Origin of the sequence: Allobosea sp. (assembly GCF_030695125.1) — a bacterium.
In the GTDB taxonomy this organism is placed as follows: Bacteria; Pseudomonadota; Alphaproteobacteria; order Rhizobiales; family Beijerinckiaceae; genus Allobosea.
Map to the genome: position 1 here is coordinate 137825 of NZ_JAUYTP010000068.1, position 25941 is coordinate 163765.

Genomic DNA, 25941 nt, shown 5'->3' on the forward strand with positions numbered 1-25941 from the left:
CTCACCCCTTCTCGGCCAGGCGCAAAAGCGCCTCGCCGTCGAGCCGCTTGACCGTCCATTCGTCCTGCGCCTTGGCGCCCAGCGAACGGTAGAACACGCGCGAGGGCTCGTTCCAGTTCAACACCCACCAGGCCAGGCGCGGCAGGCCCTCGGCGACGCAGCGCTTGGCCAATGCCGCGATCAGCGCCTTGCCGAGGCCGCGACCGCGATGCTGCGGATGCACGAACAGGTCCTCCAGCCAGATGCCGTGGCGGCCGCTGAAGGTCGAATAGGTGTAGAACCAGACCGAAAACCCCGCAGGCTCGCCCTCCCATTCGGCGATGTCGCAGAAGGCGCGCGGGTTGTCGCCAAACAGCGCCTCCGCGATCTCGGCCTCCGTCGCGACGACATGGTCGGCGAGTTTCTCGTAATCGGCGAGCGCCCTGATGAAATCGAGCACGAGGCCGGCCTCATCGGGCCGGGCGGGACGGATGATGAGGGTCATATCGCGATCGGCGCCTTGATCGCCGGATGGGGATCGTAGCCCTCGATCGTCACATCGGCGAAGTTGAAGTCCTCAAGCCGGGTCACGGCCGGGTTCAGCGTCAGTTTCGGCAGCGGCCTGAACTCCCGGCCGAGTTGCAGCTTCGCTTGGTCGAGATGGTTCACGTAGAGATGCGTGTCGCCGAAGGAATGGACGAAATCGCCGACGGCCAGCCCGGTGACCTGCGCCACCATATGGGTCAGCAGCGCATAGCTCGCGATGTTGAACGGCACGCCCAGGAACACGTCGGCCGAGCGCTGATAGAGCTGGCAGGAGAGTTTGGCCGGTCCTTCCGCCGAAGGCTGGACGAAGAACTGGAACAGGCAGTGGCACGGCGCCAGCGCCATCTTCGGAATATCGGCCGGATTCCAGGCCGAGACGATCAACCGCCGCGAATCCGGATTGCGTTTGATCTCGTCGACCAGCCAGGCGATCTGGTCGATCGTCGTGCCGTCGGGCGTCGGCCAGGAGCGCCACTGCCGGCCATAGACCGGGCCGAGCTCGCCATTGGCGTCGGCCCATTCGTCCCAGATCGTGACGCCGTTCTCCTGAAGGTAGCGCACATTGGTGTCGCCCCGCAGGAACCAGATCAGCTCGTGGATGATCGACTTGAGATGCAGCTTCTTGGTGGTAACGAGCGGGAAGCCCTCGCTGAGATCGAAGCGCATCTGGTGACCGAAGACGGCGAGCGTGCCGGTGCCCGTGCGGTCGTCCTTGCGGACGCCTTCGTCGAGAACGCGGCGAAGCAGGTCGTGATACTGGCGCATGGTCGAATCCCGGTCGAAACGGCGTCACCATAGCGGCAACCGCGCGCCATGGGGCGACAGGAGGTGCGTGGTCCACCGGTTTTCTCGCCCCGGTTTCGCGCCGCGGATCCTGGCATTCTCGCCCCTTTGGGGCCGCCGCGATCGCCAGGAATCGGAACCGGGCGGGCGCAGGGCGGTTGGTTTGGTGAAACCCGACCCACACCTTCGAGAGACGAGGAGATCCTCATGACCTTGCGCACCACGGCCTCTGCGATCGTTCTGTCCACCCTGATGGCCCTGCCCGCGTCCCTGACCCAGGCCCAGCCCGCGTCCGACAGGCCCGCCAGTCCGGCGATTTCGATGGATGACGCCCGCCGCATCGCCAATGACAACGGCATGGTCCGGGTCGAGCAGATCGAACTCGACGACGGCAAATGGGAGATCGAGGGGCGCGACGCTGTCGGCGCCGAAATCGAGATCGACCTGCGCGCGACCGACGGCATGGTCATCAAGATGGAGCGCGACCGTCCGGCAGCGGCCGGCGTCCGGCCTTGAACGCGAGCCAGCCTCACGTGATCGGGAGCGGAAGTGACCGGCTGGCCCGGTGACCGTTGCTTGTAGCGATACGAAATAGACCTCCGGCGCGACCCCGTTTCGCGTTGCGCGGGAGGCTTTCAATGCAGACTATTTCCATGCTGGCCACGATCAGGGCGTCGATGAGCGCCGTTCTGCTCATGGCACCCCTGGGCGCTGCCATGCCGGCCCTCGCCAGTGCGACGCCGCCCGTCGTCCAGTCTCCGTCGGTGCGTATCCCCGCGGCGGCGGCCCAGCCCAGGCAAGCGATTGCCGAGGCGGCGGCGCGGCAGATCGCCTGGCGCTCGGGCATCGACCATATCGAGGAGGCGCTCCTTTGGGGCGATCGCTGGGAGATCGCCGGTCGCGACCGCGAGGGGAACGAGATCGCGCTGGACATCCACGCCTATGACGGGCGGGTTCTTCGTTGAGAGGCCCGCATTGAAATAAGCCGGCGATCCGTTCATCGGCTCTTTCCCCGCAGGCCGGCACCCCCTATATTGATCTTGCCGTTCGCAAGATCGGCTATGGCGATAAACGAGCGTCGGAATAAGCTTTTCGGACCCGGGGGCGGTACCCGGCGCCTCCACCACAGCCCTGCGGCGAAAGCCTCGAGGGCGGCTTGCGGGATCTTTGGACCGCGGGCTGGCCAGGCCGTTCAGGCAGGGTTGCGGCGGGGGCGAAATAGGATCGACGAGAGTGTAAAGGCCGTTCTTTTGCCCGGTATGGTTCCGCCGTTATAGGGCTAACGCATAGTTGCCAATGACAACAATGCTCGGGTCGCTGTCGCCGCGTAAGCGGTGCTGGTTCCCAAACCTAAGTCCTTCCGTTTAGCGACGTAAGGCGGGGCCCGGAGGCGCCTGGCAACAGAAGCCTCCACTTTTTTTGATGGCCTGGCCGGCTGGCGCAGCCGGATACTGCAAGCGGAAGCCACGACCCGATGTCAAAGGATGTTCTTCGCTACGATCTGATGGTGCAGGAGGCACTGAAGGGGGTCGTGCGCAGGATTCTCACCGAGGCTGGGCGGGACGGCCTGCCGGGCGAACATCATTTCTACATCACCTTCCGGACCACGGCGCCGGGCGTGCGGGTTTCGCAACGCCTGCGCGACAAGCATGCCGAAGAGATGACGATCGTTCTCCAGCATCAGTTCTGGGATCTGAGCGTCAGCGAGCATGCCTTCGAGGTCGGCCTGTCCTTTTCCGGCGTGCCGGAACGGTTGCTGATCCCCTTCGACGCCATCACCACCTTCTTCGACCCGTCCGTCCAGTTCGGCCTGAAGTTCGAGACGCAGGACGCCGCCGATAGCGCCTCCGCCAACGACCAGGTGGCCTCGCCCAAGCCGCGCGGCGCCGGCTCCGAGCCGAGCGAGGCGCTGCCCGCGCCCGTTTCGCTCCCCGTCAAGGCGACACCGGCAGGCGTGCCCGCCATCAAGGGCAAGGTCGAGCGCGATCTCGCGCCGGCCGGCAAGGCCGGCGCCAAGGCGGCAAAATCGCGCCCCGACGATACGCCTGCGGATGCGGCAGCTGTGGCGGGCGACGACAATGCCGGCGCCCAGGTCGTCAGCCTCGACGCCTTCCGCAAGAAAACCTGACCCGCCGCCGAGCCTGACGGGCAAGAACCTCACCGGGCTCGACCCCTGCGCATCGTCGCCGACGGCAGCCCCCGCAGAGCAGGCTGACCATGCCCGAGACGCGCACCACCGACATCCGCACCGAGACCGATTCCTTTGGTCCGATCGCCGTGCCCGCGGATCGCTACTGGGGCGCGCAGACGCAGCGCTCGCTGGAGAATTTCCGCATCGGCGGCGAGCGCGAGCGCATGCCGCTGCCGCTCGTCCATGCGCTGGTCCTGGTCAAGAAGGCGGCCGCCCATGTCAATGCGAGGCTCGGCCTCATCGACCAGCGCGTAGCGGGAGCCATCGGCCAGGCCGCCGACGAGGCGCTGGCGGGCAAGTTCGACGGGCATTTCCCGCTGGTGATCTGGCAGACCGGCTCCGGCACCCAGTCCAACATGAACGCCAACGAGGTGCTGGCCAACCGCGCCAACGAGATCCTCGGCGAGGGGCTGGGCGCCAAGAGCCCGGTCCATCCCAACGACCACGTCAATCGCGGCCAGTCCTCGAACGACTGCTTCCCGACGGCCATGCACATCGCCGCCGTGCTCGAACTCTCGCGGCGCCTGCTGCCGGCGCTGCGTGGGCTCGAACAGGCGCTTGCGGCCAAGGCCGAAGCCTTCAAGAGCCTCGTCAAGATCGGCCGGACCCATCTCCAGGACGCCACCCCGGTCACGCTCGGCCAGGAGTTCTCCGGCTATGCGATGCAGCTTCATCTCGGCATCGGTCGCATCGAGGCCTCGCTCGGCGGGCTTCTCGCGCTGGCGCAGGGCGGCACCGCGGTGGGCACGGGGCTCAACACCCATCCCGATTTCGCCGTGCTGTTCGCAAGGGAGGTGCAGTCGCTGACCGGCCTGCCCTTCCGCAGCGCCGAGAACAAGTTCGAGGCGCTGGCGAGCCATGGCGCGCTCGCCGCTGCCCATGGCGCGCTGTCGGCGCTCGCCGCCGACCTGTTCAAGATCGCCAGCGACATCCGGCTGATGGGCTCGGGCCCGCGCTCGGGGCTCGGCGAGATCAGCCTGCCGGAGAACGAGCCCGGCTCCTCGATCATGCCCGGCAAGGTCAATCCCACCCAGGCCGAGGCGCTGACGATGGTGGCGGCGCAGGTTCTCGGCAACCAGACGACGATCGGCTTTGCCGCCAGCCAGGGTCATTTCGAGCTCAATGTCTTCAAGCCGGTGATCGGAGCCGCCTTCCTGCAGTCGGTCCGGCTGCTGGCGGACGCTGCCGAGAGCTTCCGTGTCCATTGCGTCGAGGGCATCCTCGCCAACGAGGCGCAACTCGAAGCCCTGCTGTCGCGCTCGCTGATGCTGGTGACGGCGCTGGCGCCGGCGATCGGCTACGACAAGGCGGCCGGCATCGCCAAGGCGGCCCATCACAACGGCACCACGTTGCGCGAAGAGGCCCTGCGCGCCGGCGTCGAAGCGGCGCTGTTCGATGCGACCGTCAGGCCCGAGCGCATGCTCGGCCCGGCCTGAACGGAGCCCGACCGCCATGGCCGAGATCGTCAATCTTCGTCGCGCCCGCAAGCAGCGCGCAAGGCAGGACGCGGAGGCGCAGGCGAACCAGAACCGGATCGCATTCGGCCGCACCAAGGCCGAGCGCAAGATTACCGAGGCTGAGGCCGACAAGGCGGAGCGCACGCTCGACGGACACCGGCTGATCGGCCGAGATGGCAAACCGAGAGACGACGAGCCTGCGCCGTGAACGCCGACCGCAAGCGCTCCCTGACGATCGCTGGGCACCGCACCAGCGTCTCGCTGGAAGAGCCGTTCTGGGAGGCGCTCAAGGACATCGCCGCGATCGAGGGCCAGACGGTGGCGGCGCTGATCGCGGCCGTGGACGGCCGCCGCGAGGGCGTCAACCTCTCCTCCGCCCTGCGGCTGCATGTGCTGGCGCATTACCAGGGGCTGGCGGCGCAGTCGGCCGTTTCTCACGCAGGCACCGAGGCCGCCAGGTCGCCTGAAAGCGATTGACCATCAGGCACTTGCCGCCGCCTCCTGAATCATCCTCGTAACATCTTGAATCAGAGTACGAAGCCGCCCTTCAGTTGGGCTGTCCGGTCCGCGACAAGGGCCGCGGCACGGACTCGATGTCGATCGGCGGCGCGAGCGGCGGGGCCGGCTGCAGGATCGCATCGGGGAAGTTCGCTCGGGGGGCGCCGGGCAGGATCAGCGGCCCGGGCTGCGGGGGCTGAGCCGCCGCGCGTTCCGCTGCCGACCGCTCGGCGGCGGCGCGCGCCCGCTCTGCCCGCTCCTCGCTCTCGATGCGGCGGCGCATCTCCTGCTCCATCCGCGCCTGCTCGGCGCGGCGCGTCTCCTCCGCCCGGCGCTCCTCGGCGAGCCGTCTGGCCTCCTCGGCCCGCCGCGCCTCCTCGGCCCGTTTTTCCTCGGCGAGACGGCGTTCTTCCTCCGCCTTGATGAATTCGGCAAGCTTGCGCTCGTTCTCGCGCGTTTCCCGCTCGGCCCGCAGCCGTCGCGAATGGGCAGCGCGCTCGCGCGCATCGGCCTCGAACGCCTCGACGCGCTCGATCTCGCGCGCCAGCGCCCGCGCCGCCACGACATTGGAGAGCGCGTTGACGTCGGTCTCCCGCCGCGGCGCGAAGAGCGGGCCGCGCCAGGCGACACCGACCTGCGGCGCCTCCGGGGGCCAGCCCTTCGGCAGGGGGCCGAGCGGCTTGAGGCCGAGCCGCAGATCGAGCGTCAGGGCGCGCAGATCGACGATGCCGCTGGCCTCGGTTCGCAAACCAGCGCGCTCGAAGGTCAGGGGCTGGAGCCGGATCAGTCCACCCGCCAGGGTGAAGGGCACGGTGACGCCGCCCAGCGCCCAGCTGTCACGGTCGAGCGCCTCGGAGAGCCGCTGCTGCAGCCGCGACGCATCGCTTTCGGAGGCGTCCTCGCCGGTGGCGGCGATGATGCGGGCATAGGCAGCCGGGTCGAAGCGGGTGAGGCGCGCCTCCGCGAAGGTCAGGCTGCCGGCGCCGCCGAGCCCCGCGATCAGCCGGGCCGGGCTTTCGCCCGAGCCGCCGGCCTCGAACTGGCCGGACACCTTGCCGCCGAGGGCGCCGCCTGTCAGCGGGGCGAGATCGACCCCATCGAGGCTGATCCGCCCCGACAGCTGCGCAAGCCCGCCTTCGCGGCGCGTTGCGAAACGCCCGCCGACGCGCCCGCCCCCATAGGCCGCAATCAGGTCGTCGAGCCGCAAGCCGTCCTGATCCGACCGCAGGCCGAAGCGCGCATCGCGCAGGACGATGCCGTCGCCTGCGGCCAGCGCGGCGGCCTCGATCGCGAGCTGAAAATCGGGCAGTCCGGCGGCTGCACCAAATCGCGTCGTCGACCAGGTCGCTCCTCCCGCCGGACCGGCACCAAGCGCCGCGCCCAGCAGCCGGCGCAGATCGACATCCGCCAGAGCAAGCCGGCCGCTCAGGCCCTTCTCCCGGGCGAAAGCAACGGCGCCGCGCGCCCCGGCGGGGCCCAGATTGACGACGAGGTCGTCGAGCGTCACGGCGTCCGGGCCGAAACCGACGCGGGCATGGGCGTCGACCAGGCCCTCGGGCAGAAGCCGCGAGGCTCCTTCGGGCAGAAGCTGCCCGATTCCGTCAGCCTGGATCGTCAGCCGCGCCGCCGCCGCCTCGTTCTCCAGCACGATCGAGAGGCCGGGGCCGGCGAGCGTCCCGACCAGCCGGTTGGCGCCCTGCTCCAGCACGAGGTCGCCGGGCCCGCCCTGGCGGGGCGCCGGCAGCCCCAGCGCAACAAAGATCTGACGGCGGTCGGCGACGTCAAAACGCAGCCGCGCGCCCGTCCAGCGCCCATTGCCATCGAGCCGCCCGGTCAGCGAGAGGCGCCCGGCCTGCGCCGAACCCTCGACGACGAGGCCGGTGTCGCCGGCAGGCGCCCGCGTCAGGCGAAAGCCCGCATCGAGCCGCGACAGACCGTCCCCAGCGCGCATCAGACCCTGCCGCGCCGCCTCGGGCAAAAGCGGCCCGGCGAGCGCGGCGATCGTCTCGAAGCGCGGCGCGCGGATGCGGCCGGCAATCTCCCCGCCCTCGGCCAGCAGCGCCCCCGAGCCCGCGACGCTGACGCCGCCGAAGCCCTCGATCGCCAGCCGGCTGAGGCGCCAGACCGGGCCCTCGCGGCGCAGGTCGAGGCTCGCCGAGCCCGGCGGCGCATTGCGGAAGCGCGCCTGTGTCAGGTTGAGGTCGAGCGCGAGGTCACGCGCGCCGAGCAGGCCGGCGAAGCTCTCGCCCGGCGGCAATGTGTTGAGATCGATGCCCTGCAGCACCGCTCTGGCCGCCAGCCGCTGCGGGGTGATGTCGCCCGACAGATCGAGCCGGACGCCCGACGAGCCGATCACCATCAGCCGCTGCAGGCCGATGCGCCCGCCATCCCAGGCGCCGATCGCCTCCGCATCGATCTGGCCGAGCCCCCCGACGAGGTCGGCCAGCGCCGGATCAAGACCCGCCCGGGCCAGCACGAGCCCGACCCGCCGCGCATCCTCGGCCTTGACGTTGAGCCGGCCGGCCAGGCCTCGGGGGTCGGCCGCACCGCTGGCGCCGAGCAGCGCACCGGCGATGCGCGCAGACGCCGTGGCCTGCGTCAGGCCGTTGCCATCCAGCCGCCCGCGCAGACCGAAGGCGGAGAAATCCTCGCCGCGCCAGAGGATCTGGTCGAGATCGAGCGAGATGTCGAAATGCCCCGGCAGGGCCTGCAGGGCCCGTTCGAAGCCGGCGCGCTCGGCCAGCGCACCGGCCAGCCCGTCGAGATCGAGCCGGCGCGCCCGCAGCGCCAGCGATCCCGTTCCCGCCGCCGGCAGGAACTGCCCCTCGCCTTCCAGCCGGGCCGCCCCGCCGGCGATGTCGAGGACGAGCCCCGTCGCGCTGAGTTGCCGGCTGCCGCCGCTGACCTTGCCCGACATGGCGAGCGCGCCGCCCGGCGACAGCGTGAACGCGCCGTCCAGCCCGAGACCGCTTGGGCCGTTCTCCGCCGGCAGCAGCAGATGGCCGTCGAAGCTGAACTGGATGTCCTGCCCGGTGACGAAGGTCTTGGCGCGCAGCCTGCCGTCAGGCTCCAGCGCGCCGGTGGTGATGCGAACCGACGCTCCGGCCGCCTCGCCCTCGAACCGCCACGGGCCCGACAGGCTGACGGCGGAAACCTCGGCGGCAACGGGGCCGATCGTCACGGGCTCCCGCCCGGCCTCGCGCCAGACCAGCACGGAGCGGCTGATCGCGAGCCGGTCGAGGCTTGTCTGCGTCGGCAGGCCGGAGCCCGTGCGCGCCGGCAGGCTGACCGCACCGGCCTCGTCGAGCACGACGGACACGACCGCACCGTCCGCCCGGGCGTCGGCGATGCGGAACTCGCCCCGCGCCAGCGCCGACAGCGCGAGTTCGACCGTCAGCGTCTCGACGGACGCCGTGCTGGCATCGGGCGTCGTGCCGCCGAAGCGCACATCCTGAAGCGTCAGCCGCGGCGACGGCAGCAGCCGCAGCCCGATTCCCCCGGCCAGGCGCGTCTCGACACCGAGCGCGCTGCCGAGCCTCGCCTCGAACTGGGGCCGGTAGCCGCGCCAGTCGACGAAGCCGGGCCCGATCAGGGCGGCCAGCAGCGCCAGCACCAGCAGGCCGGCCAGGACTGTCAGGGTCTCACGCAACGTCCGGCACTATCCTCGTCATCTGGGGGGCGACCCGGATCATGCAGGCAAGTCGCGGCGAGATCACGACATTTTCAGACAATGCGGTACAATTTGCCGAACCGTCCGTCCGGCGCACCGTCAGAGAACGAAAATCTTGCCGGGGTTGAGGATGTTCTGCGGATCGAGCGCACGCTTCAGCGTCCGCATCACCGCCATGGCGGGGGCGCCGTGCTCGGCCTCGAGATACTTGATCTTCTTCTGGCCGACGCCGTGCTCGCCGGTGCAGGTGCCGCCCATGGCCAGCGCGCGCTTGACCAGCCGGTCGAGGAAACCCTGGACGCGCGCAACCTCGTCCGCATCGGACAGGTCGAGCAGAGGCTGGGTGTGGAAGTTGCCGTCGCCGACATGGCCGGCGATGGGCGCGATCAGCCCGCTCGCCTCGATGTCGCGCTTGGTCTCCTCGACGCACTCCGCGAGCTGCGAGATCGGCACGCAGACATCGGTCGCCAGCGTCTCGGCGCCAGGCCTGAGCGCGCGACCGGCCCAATAGCCGTTGTGGCGGGCTTCCCAGAGCCGGGTCCGGTCCTCGGCCTTGGTCGCCCAGTCGAAGGGGCCGCCGCCATGCTCGGTTGCGATCTCGCCGAAGCGTTCCGACTGCTCCTTCACCCAGGCCTCGGTGCCGTGGAACTCGACGAACAGCATCGGCGTCTCCGGCAGGCCGAGCTTGGAATGCAGGTTGAAGCCCCGGATCATCACCTCGTCGAGAAGCTCGATGCGCGCCACCGGGATGCCGGTCTGGATCGTCATGATGGCGGTGTCGCAGGCCGCCTTGATCGAGGGGAACGGGCAGACGCCCGCGGCGATCGCCTCGGGGATGCCGTGCAGCTTCAGCGTCACCTCGGTGATGATGCCGAGCGTGCCCTCGGAGCCGACCAGCAGGCGGGTCAGGTCGTAGCCGGCCGAGGTCTTGCGGGCCCGCGTCGAGGTCTTGACGATCGAGCCGTCCGCCATCACCGCCGTCAGCGCCAGGACATTGTCCTTCATCGTGCCGTAGCGCACCGCATTGGTGCCCGAAGCCCGGGTGGCGGCCATGCCGCCGAGCGAGGCGTCGGCGCCGGGGTCGATCGGGAACATCAGTCCCATGTCGCGCAGATGCTCGTTCAGCTCCTTGCGGGTGACACCGGCCTCGACGACGCAGTCGAGATCCTCGGCATGCACCGCGACGATGGCCTTCATCTGGCTCATGTCGATGCAGACGCCGCCGAAGGGCGCGTTCACATGCCCCTCCAGCGAGGTGCCGGTCCCGAAGGCGATGGCGGGCACGCCATGCTGGGCGCAGAGCTGCACAATCTGCGAGACCTCCTGCGTGCTGTGCGGAAACACCACCGCATCGGGCGCCTGATTAGGGATCCAGGTCAGCGTGTGGCCGTGCTGCTGGCGCACCGCCAGGCTCGTCACCAGCCGATTGCCGAAGGCCGCCGCCAAGGCACGGGTCACGGCGGCGACGGATTCCGGCGAGGGCGGCAGCATGGCGGCCGGTGCGGGGGCTTCATGCGCGGCAGTGGCGGGCAAACTCATTGTCAACATCCGGCTCTGGAGATTAGACTTGAAACAGTTCGGTTTTGCAGACCGTTACGATCCGGGCGGCACCACGGCGCCGGCTGGTTCGGCGGTCTCTCACCGGGCTGACGGCGGCTCATCATGCAGTATGACAGACCATCGCGGCAGGCAACGGGCAGGCGCGACGCGGCGCTCTGCGGGGAGGCCGGCGCAGGACGGGAAGCGTGAGCCAGCGAGGCTCCGACAGAGGGAGGCGGCCATGAAAGACGACACCCGCAGCCCCGTGCTGTTTTTCGCGCCCTTCGTGTCTTCGGCGATGCGGGTCGAGCCGCAATGGATCGACTATAACGGCCATCTCAACATGGCCTATTACCATGTGATGTTCGACCGCGCCGTGGACGAGGTGTTTTCGCTGGTCGGTCTCCACCAGCACTATGTCGACACCCGCCACGCCTCGACCTTCACGGCCGAGTGCCACATCCTCTACAAGCGCGAGCTGACCGAGAGCGACCAGGTCCGGGTCACCGCCCAGCTCATCGCCTTCGACGACAAGCGGCTGCATTATTATCTGGAGATGCGGCATGCCACCGAGGGCTGGCTCGCCGCCACCAGCGAGAACCTCTCGCTCCATGTCGATCTGACCACCCGCAAGGTCTGCCCCTTCCCGGCCGACATCCTCGCCAACATCGCCCTGATGAAGGCGGCCCACAGCATGATGCCGCTGCCGGCGACGATCGGCCGGATCATCGGCATGCCGCAGAAGACCGCGATCACGGTCGAGGGCATGACCGGCGAGCGCGAGACCGAAACGCGGCACTGATCGCGCGCCCTCTCCGGCCCGCCCGCTCTCTCAGTCCGGATCGGGAATGCACAGCATCATGCCGCAGGCCTTGCAGTGCACTGCGTCAGGCTCATGGCGCTGCAAACCGCATTGCGGGCAGGGAAACGTCACCTTGTTGGGCCGGAACACCGCCTGCGCAAGCCGCACGAACAGCGAGATGCCGACGATCATGACCACGATCGCCGTCAGCTTGCCGGCGATGCCGGGCAGGACGATGTCGCCGAACCCGGTCGTCGTCATCGTCGTGACCGTGAAATACAGCGCATCGACATAGCCCTCGATGCCCGGCCGGCCGGTGAAGAAGAAGCTGTAGATGAAGCCGCTGACGACGAAGAGAAAGGTCGTCAGGTTGATCACCGCGCGCGCGGCGTCCTCCCATTCGCGGAATCGCGTGCGGCGCAGCTGCATCCAGAGCGAGCCGCGCTTCGACAGCGACCAAAGCCTCAAAATGCGCAGGAAACCGAAATTCTCCAGCGAATCCGGCGCCAGCAGCGTCGCCAGGATGAACAGGTCGAGCAGCATCGTCGGCTGCCGCAGCAGGCGGAGGACATGCGACGCCGCCAGCATCCGCGCCACGATTTCTAGCGCCAGGATCGCGGCGATCGAATAGTCGATCCACAGGAAGGACGGCCTGTCGCGGATCAGCGGAGTCGCGATGAAGAAGGCGATGATCACGACATCGACGATCGCGGTCGCCATCTGGAAGCGCATCGCCGCCGGCGAGCGACCGTGGTAAAGCTGGCGCAGGCGGCCGCGCAAGCGCTGGAAACCGGCCTGAGCCGCAGTATCGATCGTCACTCCCATGCCTCGGCGCTAGCACGGGCCGCGGCAAACCGTCCAGCACGACACGGGAGACTGGCAAAGCGGCGGCCGCGCTCCCACCTCTCCTCGACAAAAACAACGATCAGGAGCGCGCCATGGTCAAAGCCGTCTGGAACGACACCATCATCGCCGAATCCGACGACACGGTCGTGATCGAGGGCAACCACTATTTCCCCGATTTTTCGATCCGCCCCGATGTCCTGAAGCCGAGCGCCACCACCACCGTCTGCGGCTGGAAGGGCACGGCGAACTACCATTCCATCGTCGTCGACGGGAAAGAGAACCGCGACGCGGCCTGGTATTACCCCGAGCCCAAGGCGGCCGCCGCCGAGATCAAGGGCCGCATCGCCTTCTGGAAGGGCGTCCAGGTCTCCTGACGCGCGTCAGGCCGTGCTGCGCAAAGTCGCCAGCACGGCATAGCCGCGATGCAGGGGCTCGACCGTGACGCCGGCCCCGCTTGCGCGTGCCGCCTCGTCGAGCACGGCAGCCAGCTCGCCGCGAGGCGTTACCTGGAACAGGGCGAGCCAGCGGTTCAGCAAAGCCCGGAACGGCGTCGGCAGCCCCGCCTGGTCGCCGAAATCGACGATGTGCAGCTCACCGCCCGGCGACAGACGCCGCAGCGCCTCCTCGACCACGCCCTGCCAGGGTGGGATCATCGAGAGCGCGTAGGAGATCACGATGCGGTCGAAGCCGGCCTGGCCGAACAGCGCCCGGGGCTCGAACGCCGTCGCATCGGCCTGTTTCAGCACGATGCGATCCGTCAGGCCCGTCCGCGCCACCGATTGCCGCGCCGTCTCCAGCATCGCCGACGAGACATCGAGGCCGAAGCAGACACGCCCGGGATAGGCCTGCGCGATCTTGATCAGGTTGCGGCCGGTGCCGCAGCCGATCTCGAGAACCGTCCCGCCCGGCGGCGGCGCCAGTCGTGCGATCAGCCGGTCGCGCCCGAGCAGATAGAATTTGCGGCTGGCGTCGTAGATGTGCCGCTGGTGGCGGTACATCGCATCCATCAGGCCGGCTGCGCCGGTGTCGGGCGCGGCCGCGCTCACGCCGCCGCCCCCGGCAGCACATAGAGATGGAAGCCGCCATAGATCGCCGAGCGGTCGCGCGCACACAGCGCCCGGCTCGTCGCCTCCTCGTAGCGCCACTGCTCGAGGATCTCGGCCGGGACCCGGCCGGGCAGCAGGCGCTCATCGGCCGCCGTGCGGAAGATCACGCGGGCGCCGGGCCTGGCCGTGCGGGTGATCTGCGACCACAGCGCGGTCAGGTCGGCATCGTTCATCCAGTCCTGCGCATCGAGCAGGACATAGGCGTCGCAGCTCTTGGCCGGCTGGTCCTCGAGGAAGGCCGTGATGGCGCTCTGGTGATAGGCGACGCGGCTGGAGCGCGTCTTAACCCGCTCGAAATTCTGACGCTGCAAATAGGGCGGCAGCGCGGCCTCCGGGCCTGGCTCATAGCTGCGCCCGAAGGCCTGCCGGGCGAAGTAGTTGGTCTTCAGGTCGAAGCCGCAGGCAAGACGCTCCATCCTGTCATAGAGCGCACCACGGATACCGTCTGAGCCGTCGGCGGCGAGCGCCTTGTACTGCGCCGGCGGGATGCCGAGCCCGTAGAGCGAGGCCGGCTGGCGGATCAGCCAGCGCACGAAGGGCTTGTCGAAGACCGGCGCGACATGCCGCTCGAACAGCACGCGCTGCTCGGCGAGATCGCGCGCCTCCAGCATCTTGCGGGGATCGCAGCCGAGCGCCCGGCCGAGCAGATGGCCCGCGCCGATGAAGCGCCCGAGCAGACCGAAGCGATAGACATTGCGGGCGAACATGCCGATGCGGCGGCGCCCGTCCAGCCCCCGCCCTTCCCAGTAGCTGCGGGAGGTCGCGTCGAGATGCGGCGCGATCAGGCGGTGGTAGCAGGCGACATTGTCGGCGGACTGCGCCTGCCCGAAAAAGCGCAGGAACTCGTCATGGCGGGTCATCTGCGCCAGCGCCGCGAGCTTCAGCTTGCCGAGTGCGATATGGGCGCCGTTGAGGTCGATCGCGCTGATCTTCGCGGGATCGGCCGTCAGATAGGACAGCACATTGCAGGAGCCCGAGGCGATCGCCACGACATGGTCGTCGGCGGTGAGGCGCAAGGCCTCCATGTCGACGACCGGGTCCTCCCAGATCTGCGGATAGACCAGCCCCGAAAAGGCCAGTGTGAACATCCGCTCCAGCAACCCCGCTTTCGAAAGCGGCTTGTTGCGGTGGACCGCCGTGGTCAGCCCGATGCTGGTCGTACGCCGGACCGTGCGGGCCGTCTGCGTCACATGCTGCGTCACCTGGCCCTCGCTCGCCATCCTTCGATGGCGAGCCGACTAGTGGAGTCGCATGACGCTTGGGTGACGGCCCGCAGCCGCCGCCGTTACTGCGCGGTCACGCCGGCCGCCTTGATCACCGGCGTCCATTTGTCGACCTCGGCGCGCACATGCGCAGCGAGCGCCGCGGCGCTCTGGCCGGCGTCATCGGGAATGATGCAGCCGAGTTCCAGCAGCCGCGTCCGCACGCCGGCATCGGCCAGCGCGGCGCGGCCGGCCGCGTTGAGGCGGTCGACGATCTCCTTCGGCGTGTCCTTGGGCGCGAAGATCGCGTTCCAGCCCACGGCCTGGAACTCGGGCAGACCGCCTTCGGTGCTCGTCGGCACGTCCTTGGCGACGTCGAGGCGGCTGGGCGTCGCGACGACATAGGTCTTCAGCTGGGTCAGCTGCGGCACGATGCCCACGGTCTGGTCGCAGACATAGTCGAGCTGCTTGGCGAGCAGCGCATTCATCGCCGGGCCCGAACCGCGGAACGGCACCTGCTGCACCGGCGCCTTGATCAGATGGTGGAAGAATACGCAGGTCAGATGCGAGGTCGAGCCGATGCCGCCATGGCCGTAATTGTACTTCGACGGGTTGGCCTTCAGCAGGGCGACGAACTCCTGGAAGGTTTTCGCCGGGAAGTCCTTATGCGCTGAAATCAGCATCGGCGTTCCCGCCGTGTTGATCACCGGGGCGAAATCGGTGCGCGGATCATAGGCGAGGTTGGGATAGAGCCCCACCGAAGCCGAATGCGTGCCGAGATTGCCCATCATCACGGTGTAGCCGTCGGGCGTGGCGCGGGCGACGCGCAGCGACCCGGTCGTGCCGCCGGCGCCCGCGACGTTCTCGACCACGATCGACTGGCCGAGCGTGCGGCTCATATGGTCGGAGACGATGCGGGCGATCACGTCGGTCGGCCCGCCCGCGGCGAAGGGCACGATCATCGTGATCGACCGTGCGGGATAGGTTTGCGCGGCCGCGGGTACCGCGGCCATGGCGAAAGCGGCCCCGAGGGCCAGGATCAGGCGACGCATAGTTTCCTCCGTGAGTTGATGCCGCGTTGACCGCGGTCTGGGATGGTTGGAACGGGCCGACGGCTCACATGTGCCGAAGGCCCACGCTCTCGATCAACGGCAGCAATTCGCCGCGCGCGCGGATGCGGTGCCGGCGCGCCGCCTCGCGGGCCAGACCCGGCAGGCCGCGCCGGATCGCTTCGCTGGTGTCGCGATGCTCCGCCTCGGAGGCTGGCAGGCGCGGCCGCAGCCTCAGGGTCAGCATGCGGGCGCGGTGCGACTGGTCGTTGACCGTCTGGATGATCCGCGCGAAGCGGCCATTGCCGCAGCCCTCGACGAGCAGCCTGTGGAACGCCTCGTCGGCATGCCCCCAGGCGGCCAGGTCGCCGGCGGCGAGAGCCTGCCCCATCTCGCTGGTGGCCCGGTCGAGATCGTCCGCCAGCGCGAGGCGCGCCGCGTCCGGCAGCCGCGCCGAAAGCTCGGCCGCGCCGGCCTCGATCGCGATCAGCACCTCGTAGATCTCGGCGATGTCATGGGGGGCGAGCGCGCAGATCAGGATGCCGCGCTTGGGGAGGATGCGGACGAGCCCCTCCTCCTGCAGCCGCAGCGCCGCCTCATGGACCGGCGTCCGGCTGACACCCAGCCGCAGCGCCAGTTCACCGGCTGAAGCCTGGTAGCCGGGCGCGAAGACGCTCTCGCGGATCGCGTGCTTGAGAGCGCCATAGGCGGCATCGACGAGGCTCTCACCCCGTTCCCCCACCGGCTCCATCGCCTTGCCGCGCAGCACCATCTCGCACCCTCCCCGCCTGAAGCTATCAGCTTCCATGGAAGCTGCAATGCATTCTTGACTTGCAGCGGCTTCGCTCGCAAAGACGCGTCAAGGACAGGTTCGAGGAGACAGGCGCCATGAAGACCCACCGCATCGCAGCCATCCCGGGCGACGGCATCGGCGTCGAGGTCATCGCGGCCGGCATCGAGGTACTTGAGGCCCTGGCCAAGCGCGACGGCTCCTTCGGCTTCGCGTTCGACCATTTCGACTGGGGCTCGGACTACTACAAGCGCACCGGCCTGATGATGCCGGAAGACGGGCGCGACCAGATCAAGAGCCACGACGCGATCTTCTTTGGCGCCGTCGGCGCGCCCGGTGTTCCCGATCACATCACGCTTTGGGGTCTGCGGCTGGCGATCTGCCAGCCCTTCGACCAATACGCCAATGTCCGCCCGACGCGGGTTCTGCCAGGCATCACCTCGCCACTGCGCCACGTCTCCGGCCCGGAGCTCGACTGGGTGATCGTGCGCGAGAACTCGGAAGGCGAATATGCCGGCGTCGGCGGGCGCGTGCACAAGGGCTTCCCCGAGGAGGTCGCCACCGACGTCTCGATGATGACGCGCACCGGCGTCGCCCGCATCATGCGCTACGCCTTCAGGCTGGCGCAGGCGCGGCCGCGCAAGCTGCTCACCGTCGTCACCAAGTCGAACGCCCAGCGCCACGCCATGGTGATGTGGGATGAGATCGCCGCCGAAGTCGCAGCCGAGTTTCCCGACGTGACCTGGGACAAGATGCTGGTCGACGCCATGACCATGCGCATGGTGATCAAGCCCGGCAGCCTCGACACCATCGTCGCGACCAATCTCCATGCCGACATCCTGTCGGATCTTGCCGCCGCGCTCGCCGGCTCGCTCGGCATCGCGCCGACCGCCAATCTCAACCCCGAGCGCGCCTTCCCCTCGATGTTCGAGCCGATCCATGGCTCGGCCTTCGACATCGCGGGCCAGGGGATCGCCAACCCGATCGGCACCTTCTGGACGGCGACGATGATGCTCGACCATCTCGGCGAGCCTGCGGCTTCGGCCCGACTGATGCGGGCGATCGAGCGGGTGACGGCCGATCCGGCCTTCCACACGCCCGATCTCGGCGGCAAGGCGACGACGCGGGCGGTGACGGACGCCGTCATCGCCGCGATTGCCGGCGACAACGCTTGAGCGTCAACGGCATCGTGACCCTGCCGCGCGCCAGGCGCTGCTGACAACCGGCCGCCCGCTCCCCATATCCTGCGCGAACGAATAGCCTCGGAACGCGCGAAAGGGAGAGCGGGAATGGGACTGATGAGCATGTTCGGCGGCAGCCAGGCGCCCAAGGAGCACTACCCCTACGAGCTCAGCGACGCCGAGTGGCGCGCGAAGCTGACGCCGGAGCAGTACAACGTGCTGCGCGGCCATGGCACCGAGCGCCCCGGCTCCTGCGCCCTGAATTTCGAGAAGCGCGCCGGCACCTTCTCCTGCGTCGGCTGCGGCCAGGCGCTGTTTCGCAACGGCACGAAGTTCGAGAGCGGCACCGGCTGGCCGAGCTTCAACGAACCGCTCGAAGGCGCCGTCGGCACCACCGAGGACCGCAAGTTCGGCATGCTCCGCACCGAGGTCCACTGCGCCAATTGCGGCGGCCATCTCGGCCATGTCTTCCCGGACGGCCCGCCGCCGACCGGTCTGCGCTACTGCATCAACGGCGTCGCGATGGATTTCGAGCCCGCCGACGGCTCGCAGGTCTGAGATGGAAACGCGCCGCACCCTCCTCGCCGGGCTCGCCGTTGCGGCAGGGCTCGGCCTGTCATCGCCCGGCCTCGCCCAGCAGCCCGCCGGTCCCGCGACCGCCACGGCGATTTTCGCCGGCGGCTGCTTCTGGTGCATGGAGCCGCCCTTCGACGCACTGCCCGGCGTGATCTCCACGACCTCCGGCTACACCAGCGGCCACACCATCGACCCGACCTACAAGGAGGTCTCGGCCGGCAAGACCGGGCACACCGAGGCGGTGAAGATCGTCTACGATCCGGCGAAGGTCTCCTACGGCAAGCTGCTGCAGGTCTTCTGGCGCAACCACGATCCGCTGACCGCCAATGCCCAGTTTTGCGACAGGGGCAGCCAGTATCGCGCGGGCATCTATTACGGCTCGGAGCAGGAAAAGGCGCAGGCCGAGGCCTCGAAGGCCGAACTCGAGACGTCGGGCCGGTTCAAATCCAGGATCACGACCGAGATCGTCGCGCAGACGACCTTCTATTCGGCCGAGGACTATCATCAGGATTATTATCTGAACAACCCGATCCGCTACAAGATCTACCGCGGCGGCTGCGGCCGCGACAGCCGTCTCAGGGAACTCTGGGGTGCGGAGGCCGGCGGCGGGCAGTCCTGACGGCGCAGATCAGGGCGGGGCTCAGCGCTCGGTCGGCATCTCGACAAAATAGACCGCCCGGTTGGCCGGCGTGCCCGCATGCAGGCAGACCACCCGCGCGCGGCGCATGCCTCCGGCATCCTCGACGGCGGCGAAGGCGATGTATTCGGTCGCGACGTGCTGGCCGCCGATCTTCTTGTCGAAGCGGTTCTCGATCAGGCTGTCGCCACGCTCGATCCTGATCGTCTTCAGGCTGCCGCCATCCTTCTTCGATTCCGTGACCGCGAAGCGTTCGCAATCGTCCAGCGGGTCGGAAGCGGACCGCGCCTGCGCCAAGGCCAGATGCGGCACAGCGACGAGCATGAGGACAGCGGCGCAGGAGATCGGATTCATCGCGAGGCCTCTTAGATCGGGAGGCCTGACCATGCGACAGCCGCAGCCTGCCGACAATCCTGTGGCCGCGAACCCGCAAAATGCCGCAGAGCCCGCGCAATCGCCTCTCGACACCCTATATTGACCGTGAACGAATCACGCACGAGCAGCGCCGATCTTGTCAGACCACAGCATCACCTCCGCCCCCCTGCCCCGCCCCGGCGGCCTCGCTGCGCGCGCTCAGGCCGCGCCCGCGGCCGGCTATCTCGCCGGGCTGAACCCGGAGCAGCGCCAGGCGGTCGAGGCCACCGACGGGCCCGTGCTCGTGCTGGCCGGCGCCGGCACCGGCAAGACCCGCGTGCTCACCACCCGCATCGCCCATCTGATCGCGACGAACCGCGCCTTTCCCTCGCAGATCCTCTCGGTGACCTTCACCAACAAGGCCGCGCGCGAGATGAAGGAGCGCATCGGTCATCTCGTCGGCGCGGTCGCCGAGGGCATGCCGTGGCTGGGCACCTTCCATTCGATCTCCGCCAAGATCCTGCGCCGCCACGCCGAACTGCTCGATCTGCGCAGCGATTTCACCATCCTCGACACCGACGACCAGATCCGCCTGATGAAGCAGGTGATCGCGGCCGAGGGCATCGACGAGAAGCGCTGGCCCGGTCGGATGCTGGCGGGCTTCATCGATTCCTGGAAGAACCGGGGCCTCGCCCCCAAGGATGTCGCGCCAGGCGAGGCCGCCGTCTTCGCCAACGGCAAGGGCGGCAAGCTCTACGCCGCCTATCAGGACCGGTTGAAGAGCCTGAACGCGGTGGATTTCGGCGATCTCCTGCTGCACTGCCTGACGCTCTTCCGCGACCATCCCGACGTGCTCGCCACCTATCACGAGCGCTTCCGCTACATCCTCGTCGACGAGTATCAGGACACCAACACCGCCCAGTATCTCTGGCTGCGCCTGCTGGCTCAGGGGCGGCGCAACATCGCCTGCGTCGGCGATGACGACCAGTCGATCTATGGCTGGCGCGGCGCCGAGGTCGACAACATCCTGCGCTTCGAGCACGATTTTCCCGGCGCCACGGTGATCCGGCTGGAGCGCAACTACCGCTCGACCGGCCATATCCTCGCCACCGCGTCAAAACTGATCGCCCGCAACGAGACGCGGCTGGGCAAGACGCTGCGCACCGAGGACGAACTCGGCGAGAAGGTCACCGTCACCGGCGCCTGGGACAGCCAGGAAGAGGCGCGGCTGATCACCGACGAGATCGAGGCGATGCAGTCGAAGGGCGACAACCTCGCCGAGATCGCCGTGCTGGTGCGCATCTCCGCCCAGATGCGCGAGCTGGAGGAGCGCTTCGTCCAGACCGGCGTGCCCTATCGCGTCATCGGCGGCCCGCGCTTCTACGAGCGGGCCGAGATCCGCGACGCCATGGCCTATCTGCGCTGCGTCGTCTCGCCCACCGACGATCTCGCCTTCGAGCGCATCGTAAACCAGCCCAAGCGCGGCCTGGGCGACGCCACCATCCAGATCCTGCACAACCACGCGCGTGCGACGCAGCTTTCGCTGCTGCAATCAGCCCGCGCCATCGTCGAGAGCGACGAGCTCAAGCCCAAGGCGCGCACGAGCCTGCGCGAACTGGTCGAGGCCTTCGGCCGCTGGTCGAAGCGGGCCGAGCACATGCCGCAGGGCGAGCTCGCCGAACTCGTGCTGGAGGAGAGCGGCTACACCGAGATGTGGCAGAAGGACCGCTCGGCCGACGCCGCCGGCCGGCTCGAAAACCTGAAGGAGCTGGTGCGCTCCCTCGACGAGTTCCCCGACCTGCCGTCCTTCCTCGAGCATGTCTCGCTGGTGATGGACACCGACAATGGCGACGTGACCGAGCGCGTCTCGATCATGACGCTGCATGGCGCCAAGGGGCTGGAGTTCGACACGGTCTTCCTGCCCGGCTGGGAGGAAGGCCTGTTTCCCAACCAGCGTGCGCTCGACGAGAGCGGCCGCGCCGGTCTGGAGGAGGAGCGCCGCCTCGCCCATGTCGGGCTGACGCGCGCCCGCAAGCGGCTGAAGCTCTATTTCGCCTCCAACCGCCGCATCCACGGGCTCTGGCAGTCGAGCCTGCCCTCGCGCTTCATCGACGAACTGCCCGAGGAGCATGTCGAGGTCGTCCAGGCGGCATCCAACTATTCGCAGGGCGGCTATGGCGCCTCGCGCTTCGACCGGATGGAGAGCTTCGGCTCCTCCTACAACACGCCGGGCTGGCAGCGCGCCCAGGAGAACAAGGCCAAGGGCGGCGGTTTTTCGGAGAACGGCGCCAATTTCGGCCAGAGCGGCTTCGGCAACAACCGCCAGCGCGGCCCCCTCCTGATCGAAGGCGAACTCACCGCCAAATCCTCAGGCTCCTCCGCCTATGACGAAGGCGCCCGCGTCTTCCACGTCAAATTCGGACCCGGCTCGGTCGCCAGCGTCGACGGCAACAAGCTGACGGTGGATTTCGACAAGGCCGGGCGGAAGATGGTGCTGGACTCATTTGTGCAGAAGGCGGGGTGAGCTGCTCGGGCGGTTCCCTCACATAATCCCCTCCAGCCCCTTCCGCATCACCAGGTTCAGCAGCTTCAGTGAGGCCCCGTCCGGCGTTTTCTCGCCGCGTTCCCATTTGCTGACCGTGCCTTTGCTGACGTTCAGGTAATGGGCGAAGACAGGCTGAGAGATGCGCTCGCGCTCCCGCAGGGCCTTGATGGCGTCGGGCTCGAGTTTTTCGACCGGCGCGAGGCAGCCCGCGTCGAACTCCCGCATCGTTTCGCGGTCTAGCACCCCGGCCTTGTGCAAACCGCTCATCGTCTCATGGAGGATCGCGAGCGTCCGTGTCGCCGCCTTGGGCCGTCTGAGCGTCATGATACACCCTCGCAATCGATCGCGATGATCTCCCCGGCGGCGATCGCCACCGCGATATCGGTCTGCGATAAACGCAGTGTCACCGCACTGGCTTTCTTGAACAGTGCCAGTTCCACGGCCGTGATGTTGTCTCTCTCGTTCTTCGCAAAGCCCCGGATGAAGAACAGATCTGTGCCCGAGCGAAACAGCACGATCGTCCGAAACCCTCCTGACCGGCCTTCGCCCTCCCGCGCCACCCGCTGCTTGATAACGCCGCCGCCGAGGTCGGCGTCGATCCGCCCAGCCGCAATGTCCCTGGCCGCACGACACAACAGCGAGTCGCTGATACCCGCCTTGCGTGCATAGCGGGCAAACGGCTTAAATGCGTAAACGGCTGCCATGCCGCGATCCAGCCTCGACCACGGCACCATAGCACCAGGGACCACACAAATAAAGCGGGGAGCTGCTGATGCACCACAAGCGCAAACGCCCGAAATCAGCCCGCGCCGGCTGCCTGCTCTGCAAGCCGCACAAGGCGAATGGCTGCTGCCCCGATCACAAAAATATGCGCTATGGCAACCGCCGCCGCTATGAGGCGGGCCGTGACCAACTGCGCTGCGAGGGCCTTAACGCGCGGTAGGTCAAGCCGCCCCGTCATCCCGGACAAGCCGCGAAAGCGGCGCCGATCCGGGATCCATCATCGAGCGATGTCCCATCCTATGATAGATCCCGGGACTTCGCTGCGCGAAGCCCAGGATGACGGCGCGGTTGTCTGAGCAGCTTCACCGCCCCTCCCGCGCCTTGAACGCCCGGCGCGCCGCCTCGACCTGCGCGTGATAGGTCTCCGCCCAGACCCAGACCCCGCAGAACGCCGCCGTCAGCTCGCGGCCGATCTCGGTCATCGTGTAATCGACATGCGGCGGGATCACCGGATGGACCTTGCGGGTGATCAGCCCGTCGCATTCCATCTGCCGCAGCGTCTTGGTCAGCATCTTCTGGCTGATGCCGCCGACGGTCCGCCCGATCTGGCGGAAGCGCAGCGTGCCGTGTTCCTCCAGCGCCTCCAGGATCAGCATGGTCCATTTGTCAGCGACCTGGCCGATCACGTCCCGCACCAGCGCCTCGACCTCCGGCGCGACCGCGGGATGGACCAGCCGGCCCTGTTCGCGCATCGCCTCCACGGCCTCGCGGATCATCTGCATGCGACGCTCTCCTTTGGGTGCCTATGGCACTTTCGGGTGCCTTCTTTCGAATGGAGAGCATCGGCCCTAGCTGTGTCGGACGCAACCGAGAAAGGGCCTTGCGATGAACATCACCGGCAACACCATCCTCATCACCGGCGGCGGCAGCGGCATCGGCCGCGCCCTGGCCGAAGCGCTGCATGCCAAGGGCAACAGCGTCATCATCGCCGGCCGCCGCGAGCGCGTGCTCGACGAAGTCACGCAGGCCAATCCCGGCATCGCGTCGATGCTGCTCGACATTCAGGACAAGGCGGACATCGCAGCTTTTGCCCGTGAGGCCGTCACGCGCTTTCCGGCGCTCGACGTCGTCATCCACAATGCCGGCATCATGAAACCGGAGACGCATGTCGATCTGACCATCGCCGAGGAGACGATCGCGACCAATTTGCTCGGGCCGATCCGGCTGACGGCGGCGCTGCTGCCGCATCTGCTCGCCCGGCCGCGCGCCTCGGTCGTCACCGTCTCGTCAGGCCTTGCCTTCGTGCCCCTGGCTGCGACCCCGACCTACTCCGCCACCAAGGCGGCGATCCATTCCTGGTCGATGGCGCTGCGCCATCAGCTTAAGGACACCTCGGTCGAGGTCGTCGAGATCGCGCCACCTTACGTGCAGACCGAACTCCTCGGCGCGCACCAGTTGACCGACCCCGACGCGATGCCGCTCGCCGCGTTCACCGACGGGGTGATGGCGATCCTCGAAGACGCCCCCGCCTCCGGGGAGGTCATCGTCGAGCGCTGCAAGCCGCTGCGCTTCGCAGAAGAAAACGGCAACTTCGCCGGCGTTTTCGCGATGGTGAACAGCCGGCACTGATCGGCAAGGACCCCCGCGTCATTCTCGAGCCTGAACCGAGAATCTTCCAAACCAGACAGCACTGGTTTCCGAGATGGTCGGGTCAAGCCCGACCATGACGCGGGGGCCGACATGGCGGGCCATGACAACGGCCCGCGCGCCTGCTAATCCCCCGATCATGCGTGAAGGTCTTCTGCCATCGACGGTCGCGACCGTCCTCGAACTCTCCACCTCGGGCGAGAAGGCGCGCGCGCTGACCGAGCTGCTGGGCGAGGTTTTCGACCCCACCGAAACCGCGATCTCGGCCTTCGAGATCGAAACCGGCGTCACCACGCTCTCGCTGAATGCGCCCTGGAAGGTCGAGATCTATTTCGCGGTTCATCCCGACGAGGAGGCCGTGCGCGACATGCTGCGCCCCATCGTTGGCGACGTCATTGACACCACGCCCTTCGAGACGGTCAACCAGCAGGACTGGGTCGCCGCCAGCCTCGACGGGCTGAAGCCCGTCCGCGCCGGCCGTGTCCTCGTCCATGGCGCGCATGACCGCGACGCGGTGCGCATCAACGATGTCGGCATCGAGATTCCCGCCGCGCTCGCCTTCGGCACGGGCCATCACGGCACGACCGCCGGCTGCCTGCTCGCGCTCGATGCCGAACTGAAGCGCCGTCGCCCGCGAAACGCCATCGATGTCGGCACCGGCACCGGCATTCTTGCGCTGGCGCTCGCCAAGCAGATCAAGCGCAAAGTCGTCGCCGGCGACATCGACGCCATCGCGGTCGAGGTCGCCGCCCACAACGCCCGCGTCAACCACGCACCGCACGCGCTCGATCTCTATGTCGCGCCGGGCCTGCGCCACGCCAGGGCGAACCGTCCGGGCCATTTCGACCTCGTCTTCGCCAACATCCTCGCTGGGCCGCTGAAACGCCTCGCCCCGTCGATCGCGCGGGTGCTGTCGGATGACGGCACGGTCATCCTCTCGGGCCTGCTGGCGATGGACGTCGCCGGTGTCGTCTCGACCTACCGGCACCAGGGGCTCTATCTCGCCCGCCAGTCGCTGCGCGAAGGCTGGGCGACGCTGGTCATGAAAAAAGGCGGCGCAGCCCCAAGGCCACGCCACCTTCGATAATCCTGAAAGTCGTTCAGGCGCCGCCGCGAGGGACGGAGTGATCCTTCGCTAGGACGCGGCGAATGGCGCGCCGCGCGAGAACCGGAGCGGAGCGGACATGAAGTCCGTGAGCACCGGAAGCGCAGCGCGGTGGGTCAGGCGCCCGGCCTAGTAGAAGGAGCGCCCGTCCCGCTCAGAAGCCGATATGGCCGTACTTGGCTTCCGCCTCCGCCTGCATCGCGCGGGCGTCGTGCCAGACGGCGGAGGTGAACTTCGCGGCGTCAATGATGGTCTCGTAAACATGCTTGATGATGGCGATCATGGTCTTGGTCCTTGAAAGCGCCGGAGGCCGGCGCGGAATGGGAGGCTCCGGCGCGTCATGCGCCGGACAGCACGGCGCTCACCGGTTGAAGGGCAGCGTCTCGTCGCTCGACAGCGTGGTGGCGGGAATGCCGCCGAGCAGGATGCCGGATTCGTTGATGCGGTAGCTGTAGGCGCGCAGTTCGCGCAGCGCCGAGCGGCGGCGGCTCTCGATCATCGCAGCGTAAAGGCGCTGCCAGAAGCCGGGGCCTGCCGAAGCGGCGGCAGTCTGCTTGACGTCGGTCGCAGGCAGGACGGAGGTGTCGTTCAGCACATAGGTCATAGGGATCCATCTCCTCAATCGAAACGAAGGACAGTCCCGGTCGCTTCCTCGTTCTCTTATGCGACCAAAGTGGTACGTCTTCGCACTTGCGAAAAGGGGACTTCGCAGATG

At 68.1% G+C, this 25941-nt stretch carries 30 protein-coding genes and 1 other RNA gene; 16 read left to right on the plus strand and 15 right to left on the minus strand.

All coding sequences use genetic code 11. The features are described from left to right. Position 1: 1 nt before the first annotated feature. Positions 2–484 (minus strand): GNAT family N-acetyltransferase, encoded by a 483-nt coding sequence (locus tag Q8S38_RS20330; protein WP_305682163.1) that lies wholly within the window; start codon positions 482–484, stop codon positions 2–4. After that, a complete protein-coding gene (locus Q8S38_RS20335) occupies positions 481–1290 on the minus strand; it encodes a thymidylate synthase (protein WP_305682164.1) in 810 nt (269 codons plus the stop codon). The genes Q8S38_RS20330 and Q8S38_RS20335 overlap by 4 nt, the downstream gene beginning before the upstream one ends. A 225-nt stretch (positions 1291–1515) precedes the next feature. Between Q8S38_RS20335 and Q8S38_RS20340 the strand changes: the two genes are divergently transcribed. The 7 genes from Q8S38_RS20340 (at position 1516) to Q8S38_RS20370 (ending at position 5433) form a co-directional block, all read left to right on the plus strand. Then, entirely contained in the window at positions 1516–1824 is a 309-nt protein-coding gene (locus tag Q8S38_RS20340) for a PepSY domain-containing protein (RefSeq protein WP_305682165.1), read from the plus strand. A gap of 137 nt (positions 1825–1961) precedes the next feature. Beyond that, on the plus strand, positions 1962–2273 hold the full coding sequence (locus Q8S38_RS20345; RefSeq protein WP_305682166.1) for a hypothetical protein: 312 nt from the start codon (positions 1962–1964) through the stop codon (positions 2271–2273). Between the two features lie 38 nt (positions 2274–2311). Beyond that, positions 2312–2723, plus strand: a transfer-messenger RNA (tmRNA) gene (ssrA, locus tag Q8S38_RS20350). A 59-nt stretch (positions 2724–2782) separates the two neighbouring features. After that, the gene (locus Q8S38_RS20355) at positions 2783–3436 is read left to right on the plus strand and encodes an SspB family protein (protein WP_305682167.1); all 654 of its coding nucleotides are present in this window, start codon (positions 2783–2785) and stop codon (positions 3434–3436) included. Between the two features lie 89 nt (positions 3437–3525). After that, entirely contained in the window at positions 3526–4935 is a 1410-nt protein-coding gene (gene fumC / locus Q8S38_RS20360; RefSeq protein ID WP_305682168.1) for a class II fumarate hydratase, read from the plus strand. Between the two features lie 16 nt (positions 4936–4951). After that, entirely contained in the window at positions 4952–5164 is a 213-nt protein-coding gene (locus tag Q8S38_RS20365; protein ID WP_305682169.1) for a DUF4169 family protein, read from the plus strand. Further along, positions 5161–5433 carry a ribbon-helix-helix domain-containing protein gene (locus Q8S38_RS20370; RefSeq protein ID WP_305682170.1) on the plus strand — a complete coding sequence of 91 codons (273 nt, stop codon included), beginning with the start codon at positions 5161–5163 and terminating at the stop codon, positions 5431–5433. The genes Q8S38_RS20365 and Q8S38_RS20370 overlap by 4 nt, the downstream gene beginning before the upstream one ends. A gap of 70 nt (positions 5434–5503) precedes the next feature. Here the strand turns inward: Q8S38_RS20370 and Q8S38_RS20375 are convergent, their stop codons facing one another. Together Q8S38_RS20375 and Q8S38_RS20380 are read right to left on the minus strand one after the other, a co-directional pair. Continuing rightward, entirely contained in the window at positions 5504–9103 is a 3600-nt protein-coding gene (locus tag Q8S38_RS20375; protein ID WP_305682171.1) for an AsmA family protein, read from the minus strand. A gap of 120 nt (positions 9104–9223) precedes the next feature. Continuing rightward, a complete protein-coding gene (locus Q8S38_RS20380; RefSeq protein WP_371125927.1) occupies positions 9224–10663 on the minus strand; it encodes an FAD-linked oxidase C-terminal domain-containing protein in 1440 nt (479 codons plus the stop codon). A gap of 241 nt (positions 10664–10904) precedes the next feature. Between Q8S38_RS20380 and Q8S38_RS20385 the strand changes: the two genes are divergently transcribed. Then, complete coding sequence (locus Q8S38_RS20385) at positions 10905–11465, plus strand: thioesterase family protein (RefSeq protein WP_305682172.1); 561 nt, start codon at positions 10905–10907, stop codon at positions 11463–11465. Between the two features lie 30 nt (positions 11466–11495). Here the strand turns inward: Q8S38_RS20385 and Q8S38_RS20390 are convergent, their stop codons facing one another. Beyond that, positions 11496–12284 (minus strand): ion channel, encoded by a 789-nt coding sequence (locus Q8S38_RS20390; protein ID WP_305682173.1) that lies wholly within the window; start codon positions 12282–12284, stop codon positions 11496–11498. Between the two features lie 119 nt (positions 12285–12403). Between Q8S38_RS20390 and Q8S38_RS20395 the strand changes: the two genes are divergently transcribed. After that, entirely contained in the window at positions 12404–12685 is a 282-nt protein-coding gene (locus Q8S38_RS20395) for a DUF427 domain-containing protein (RefSeq protein WP_305682174.1), read from the plus strand. A 6-nt stretch (positions 12686–12691) separates the two neighbouring features. Here Q8S38_RS20395 and Q8S38_RS20400 read toward each other — a convergent pair whose 3' ends face one another. From Q8S38_RS20400 to Q8S38_RS20415, 4 genes are all read right to left on the minus strand, one after another. After that, complete coding sequence (locus tag Q8S38_RS20400; RefSeq protein WP_305682309.1) at positions 12692–13309, minus strand: class I SAM-dependent methyltransferase; 618 nt, start codon at positions 13307–13309, stop codon at positions 12692–12694. A 44-nt stretch (positions 13310–13353) separates the two neighbouring features. Further along, positions 13354–14607, minus strand: a complete 1254-nt coding sequence (locus tag Q8S38_RS20405) for a BtaA family protein (RefSeq protein ID WP_305682310.1) — start codon at positions 14605–14607, stop codon at positions 13354–13356. A gap of 95 nt (positions 14608–14702) precedes the next feature. After that, complete coding sequence (locus tag Q8S38_RS20410; protein WP_305682175.1) at positions 14703–15671, minus strand: tripartite tricarboxylate transporter substrate-binding protein; 969 nt, start codon at positions 15669–15671, stop codon at positions 14703–14705. Between the two features lie 64 nt (positions 15672–15735). Next, complete coding sequence (locus Q8S38_RS20415) at positions 15736–16440, minus strand: GntR family transcriptional regulator (RefSeq protein WP_305682176.1); 705 nt, start codon at positions 16438–16440, stop codon at positions 15736–15738. A 116-nt stretch (positions 16441–16556) separates the two neighbouring features. Between Q8S38_RS20415 and Q8S38_RS20420 the strand changes: the two genes are divergently transcribed. The 3 genes from Q8S38_RS20420 to msrA all read left to right on the plus strand — a co-directional run bounded on the left by Q8S38_RS20420 (position 16557) and on the right by msrA (position 18834). Further along, entirely contained in the window at positions 16557–17633 is a 1077-nt protein-coding gene (locus Q8S38_RS20420; protein ID WP_305682177.1) for a tartrate dehydrogenase, read from the plus strand. A 123-nt stretch (positions 17634–17756) separates the two neighbouring features. Next, positions 17757–18197 carry a peptide-methionine (R)-S-oxide reductase MsrB gene (gene msrB, locus Q8S38_RS20425; protein ID WP_371125928.1) on the plus strand — a complete coding sequence of 147 codons (441 nt, stop codon included), beginning with the start codon at positions 17757–17759 and terminating at the stop codon, positions 18195–18197. 1 nt (position 18198) lies between these two features. Next, a complete protein-coding gene (msrA, locus tag Q8S38_RS20430) occupies positions 18199–18834 on the plus strand; it encodes a peptide-methionine (S)-S-oxide reductase MsrA (RefSeq protein WP_305682178.1) in 636 nt (211 codons plus the stop codon). A gap of 21 nt (positions 18835–18855) precedes the next feature. On the opposite strand, the gene Q8S38_RS20435 is transcribed toward msrA, so the two are convergent. Next, positions 18856–19206, minus strand: coding sequence for a hypothetical protein (locus tag Q8S38_RS20435; RefSeq protein ID WP_305682179.1), 351 nt, complete (start codon positions 19204–19206; stop codon positions 18856–18858). A 157-nt stretch (positions 19207–19363) separates the two neighbouring features. On the opposite strand from Q8S38_RS20435, the gene Q8S38_RS20440 reads away from it, so the two are divergent. Then, entirely contained in the window at positions 19364–21730 is a 2367-nt protein-coding gene (locus Q8S38_RS20440) for an ATP-dependent helicase (RefSeq protein ID WP_305682180.1), read from the plus strand. A gap of 18 nt (positions 21731–21748) precedes the next feature. On the opposite strand, the gene Q8S38_RS20445 is transcribed toward Q8S38_RS20440, so the two are convergent. Beyond that, positions 21749–22075, minus strand: coding sequence for a helix-turn-helix domain-containing protein (locus Q8S38_RS20445; protein WP_305682181.1), 327 nt, complete (start codon positions 22073–22075; stop codon positions 21749–21751). Continuing rightward, positions 22072–22455, minus strand: coding sequence for a type II toxin-antitoxin system RelE/ParE family toxin (locus Q8S38_RS20450; protein ID WP_305682182.1), 384 nt, complete (start codon positions 22453–22455; stop codon positions 22072–22074). The genes Q8S38_RS20445 and Q8S38_RS20450 overlap by 4 nt, the downstream gene beginning before the upstream one ends. Positions 22456–22523: 68 nt before the next feature. Between Q8S38_RS20450 and Q8S38_RS20455 the strand changes: the two genes are divergently transcribed. Further along, positions 22524–22694: a hypothetical protein gene (locus tag Q8S38_RS20455; RefSeq protein WP_305682183.1), complete on the plus strand. Its 171-nt coding sequence runs from the start codon at positions 22524–22526 to the stop codon at positions 22692–22694. Between the two features lie 142 nt (positions 22695–22836). Here Q8S38_RS20455 and Q8S38_RS20460 read toward each other — a convergent pair whose 3' ends face one another. Next, positions 22837–23250 carry a winged helix-turn-helix transcriptional regulator gene (locus Q8S38_RS20460; RefSeq protein ID WP_371125936.1) on the minus strand — a complete coding sequence of 138 codons (414 nt, stop codon included), beginning with the start codon at positions 23248–23250 and terminating at the stop codon, positions 22837–22839. Positions 23251–23359: 109 nt separating this feature from the next. On the opposite strand from Q8S38_RS20460, the gene Q8S38_RS20465 reads away from it, so the two are divergent. Continuing rightward, a complete protein-coding gene (locus tag Q8S38_RS20465; RefSeq protein ID WP_305682184.1) occupies positions 23360–24103 on the plus strand; it encodes an SDR family oxidoreductase in 744 nt (247 codons plus the stop codon). 157 nt (positions 24104–24260) lie between these two features. Further along, on the plus strand, positions 24261–25208 hold the full coding sequence (locus Q8S38_RS20470) for a 50S ribosomal protein L11 methyltransferase (RefSeq protein ID WP_305682185.1): 948 nt from the start codon (positions 24261–24263) through the stop codon (positions 25206–25208). Positions 25209–25380: 172 nt separating this feature from the next. Here the strand turns inward: Q8S38_RS20470 and Q8S38_RS20475 are convergent, their stop codons facing one another. Next, on the minus strand, positions 25381–25509 hold the full coding sequence (locus Q8S38_RS20475; RefSeq protein ID WP_305682186.1) for a hypothetical protein: 129 nt from the start codon (positions 25507–25509) through the stop codon (positions 25381–25383). Between the two features lie 78 nt (positions 25510–25587). Continuing rightward, positions 25588–25830, minus strand: coding sequence for a hypothetical protein (locus Q8S38_RS20480; protein ID WP_305682187.1), 243 nt, complete (start codon positions 25828–25830; stop codon positions 25588–25590). Positions 25831–25941: the final 111 nt, after the last annotated feature.

Excerpts from the sequence above, each read along its gene's own strand:
- Q8S38_RS20330 (WP_305682163.1), bottom strand. The coding sequence starts at position 484 with ATGACCCTCATCATCCGTCCCGCCCGGCCCGATGAGGCCGGCCTCGTG.
- Q8S38_RS20335 (WP_305682164.1), bottom strand. The coding sequence starts at position 1,290 with ATGCGCCAGTATCACGACCTGCTTCGCCGCGTTCTCGACGAAGGCGTC.
- Q8S38_RS20340 (WP_305682165.1), top strand. The coding sequence starts at position 1,516 with ATGACCTTGCGCACCACGGCCTCTGCGATCGTTCTGTCCACCCTGATG.
- Q8S38_RS20345 (WP_305682166.1), top strand. The coding sequence starts at position 1,962 with ATGCTGGCCACGATCAGGGCGTCGATGAGCGCCGTTCTGCTCATGGCA.
- Q8S38_RS20355 (WP_305682167.1), top strand. The coding sequence starts at position 2,783 with ATGTCAAAGGATGTTCTTCGCTACGATCTGATGGTGCAGGAGGCACTG.
- fumC (WP_305682168.1), top strand. The coding sequence starts at position 3,526 with ATGCCCGAGACGCGCACCACCGACATCCGCACCGAGACCGATTCCTTT.
- Q8S38_RS20365 (WP_305682169.1), top strand. The coding sequence starts at position 4,952 with ATGGCCGAGATCGTCAATCTTCGTCGCGCCCGCAAGCAGCGCGCAAGG.
- Q8S38_RS20380 (WP_371125927.1), bottom strand. The coding sequence starts at position 10,663 with ATGAGTTTGCCCGCCACTGCCGCGCATGAAGCCCCCGCACCGGCCGCC.
- Q8S38_RS20385 (WP_305682172.1), top strand. The coding sequence starts at position 10,905 with ATGAAAGACGACACCCGCAGCCCCGTGCTGTTTTTCGCGCCCTTCGTG.
- Q8S38_RS20395 (WP_305682174.1), top strand. The coding sequence starts at position 12,404 with ATGGTCAAAGCCGTCTGGAACGACACCATCATCGCCGAATCCGACGAC.
- Q8S38_RS20400 (WP_305682309.1), bottom strand. The coding sequence starts at position 13,309 with ATGTACCGCCACCAGCGGCACATCTACGACGCCAGCCGCAAATTCTAT.
- Q8S38_RS20410 (WP_305682175.1), bottom strand. The coding sequence starts at position 15,671 with ATGCGTCGCCTGATCCTGGCCCTCGGGGCCGCTTTCGCCATGGCCGCG.
- Q8S38_RS20415 (WP_305682176.1), bottom strand. The coding sequence starts at position 16,440 with ATGGTGCTGCGCGGCAAGGCGATGGAGCCGGTGGGGGAACGGGGTGAG.
- Q8S38_RS20420 (WP_305682177.1), top strand. The coding sequence starts at position 16,557 with ATGAAGACCCACCGCATCGCAGCCATCCCGGGCGACGGCATCGGCGTC.
- msrB (WP_371125928.1), top strand. The coding sequence starts at position 17,757 with ATGAGCATGTTCGGCGGCAGCCAGGCGCCCAAGGAGCACTACCCCTAC.
- msrA (WP_305682178.1), top strand. The coding sequence starts at position 18,199 with ATGGAAACGCGCCGCACCCTCCTCGCCGGGCTCGCCGTTGCGGCAGGG.
- Q8S38_RS20435 (WP_305682179.1), bottom strand. The coding sequence starts at position 19,206 with ATGAATCCGATCTCCTGCGCCGCTGTCCTCATGCTCGTCGCTGTGCCG.
- Q8S38_RS20445 (WP_305682181.1), bottom strand. The coding sequence starts at position 22,075 with ATGACGCTCAGACGGCCCAAGGCGGCGACACGGACGCTCGCGATCCTC.
- Q8S38_RS20450 (WP_305682182.1), bottom strand. The coding sequence starts at position 22,455 with ATGGCAGCCGTTTACGCATTTAAGCCGTTTGCCCGCTATGCACGCAAG.
- Q8S38_RS20455 (WP_305682183.1), top strand. The coding sequence starts at position 22,524 with ATGCACCACAAGCGCAAACGCCCGAAATCAGCCCGCGCCGGCTGCCTG.
- Q8S38_RS20460 (WP_371125936.1), bottom strand. The coding sequence starts at position 23,250 with ATGATCCGCGAGGCCGTGGAGGCGATGCGCGAACAGGGCCGGCTGGTC.
- Q8S38_RS20465 (WP_305682184.1), top strand. The coding sequence starts at position 23,360 with ATGAACATCACCGGCAACACCATCCTCATCACCGGCGGCGGCAGCGGC.
- Q8S38_RS20470 (WP_305682185.1), top strand. The coding sequence starts at position 24,261 with ATGCGTGAAGGTCTTCTGCCATCGACGGTCGCGACCGTCCTCGAACTC.
- Q8S38_RS20475 (WP_305682186.1), bottom strand. The coding sequence starts at position 25,509 with ATGATCGCCATCATCAAGCATGTTTACGAGACCATCATTGACGCCGCG.
- Q8S38_RS20480 (WP_305682187.1), bottom strand. The coding sequence starts at position 25,830 with ATGACCTATGTGCTGAACGACACCTCCGTCCTGCCTGCGACCGACGTC.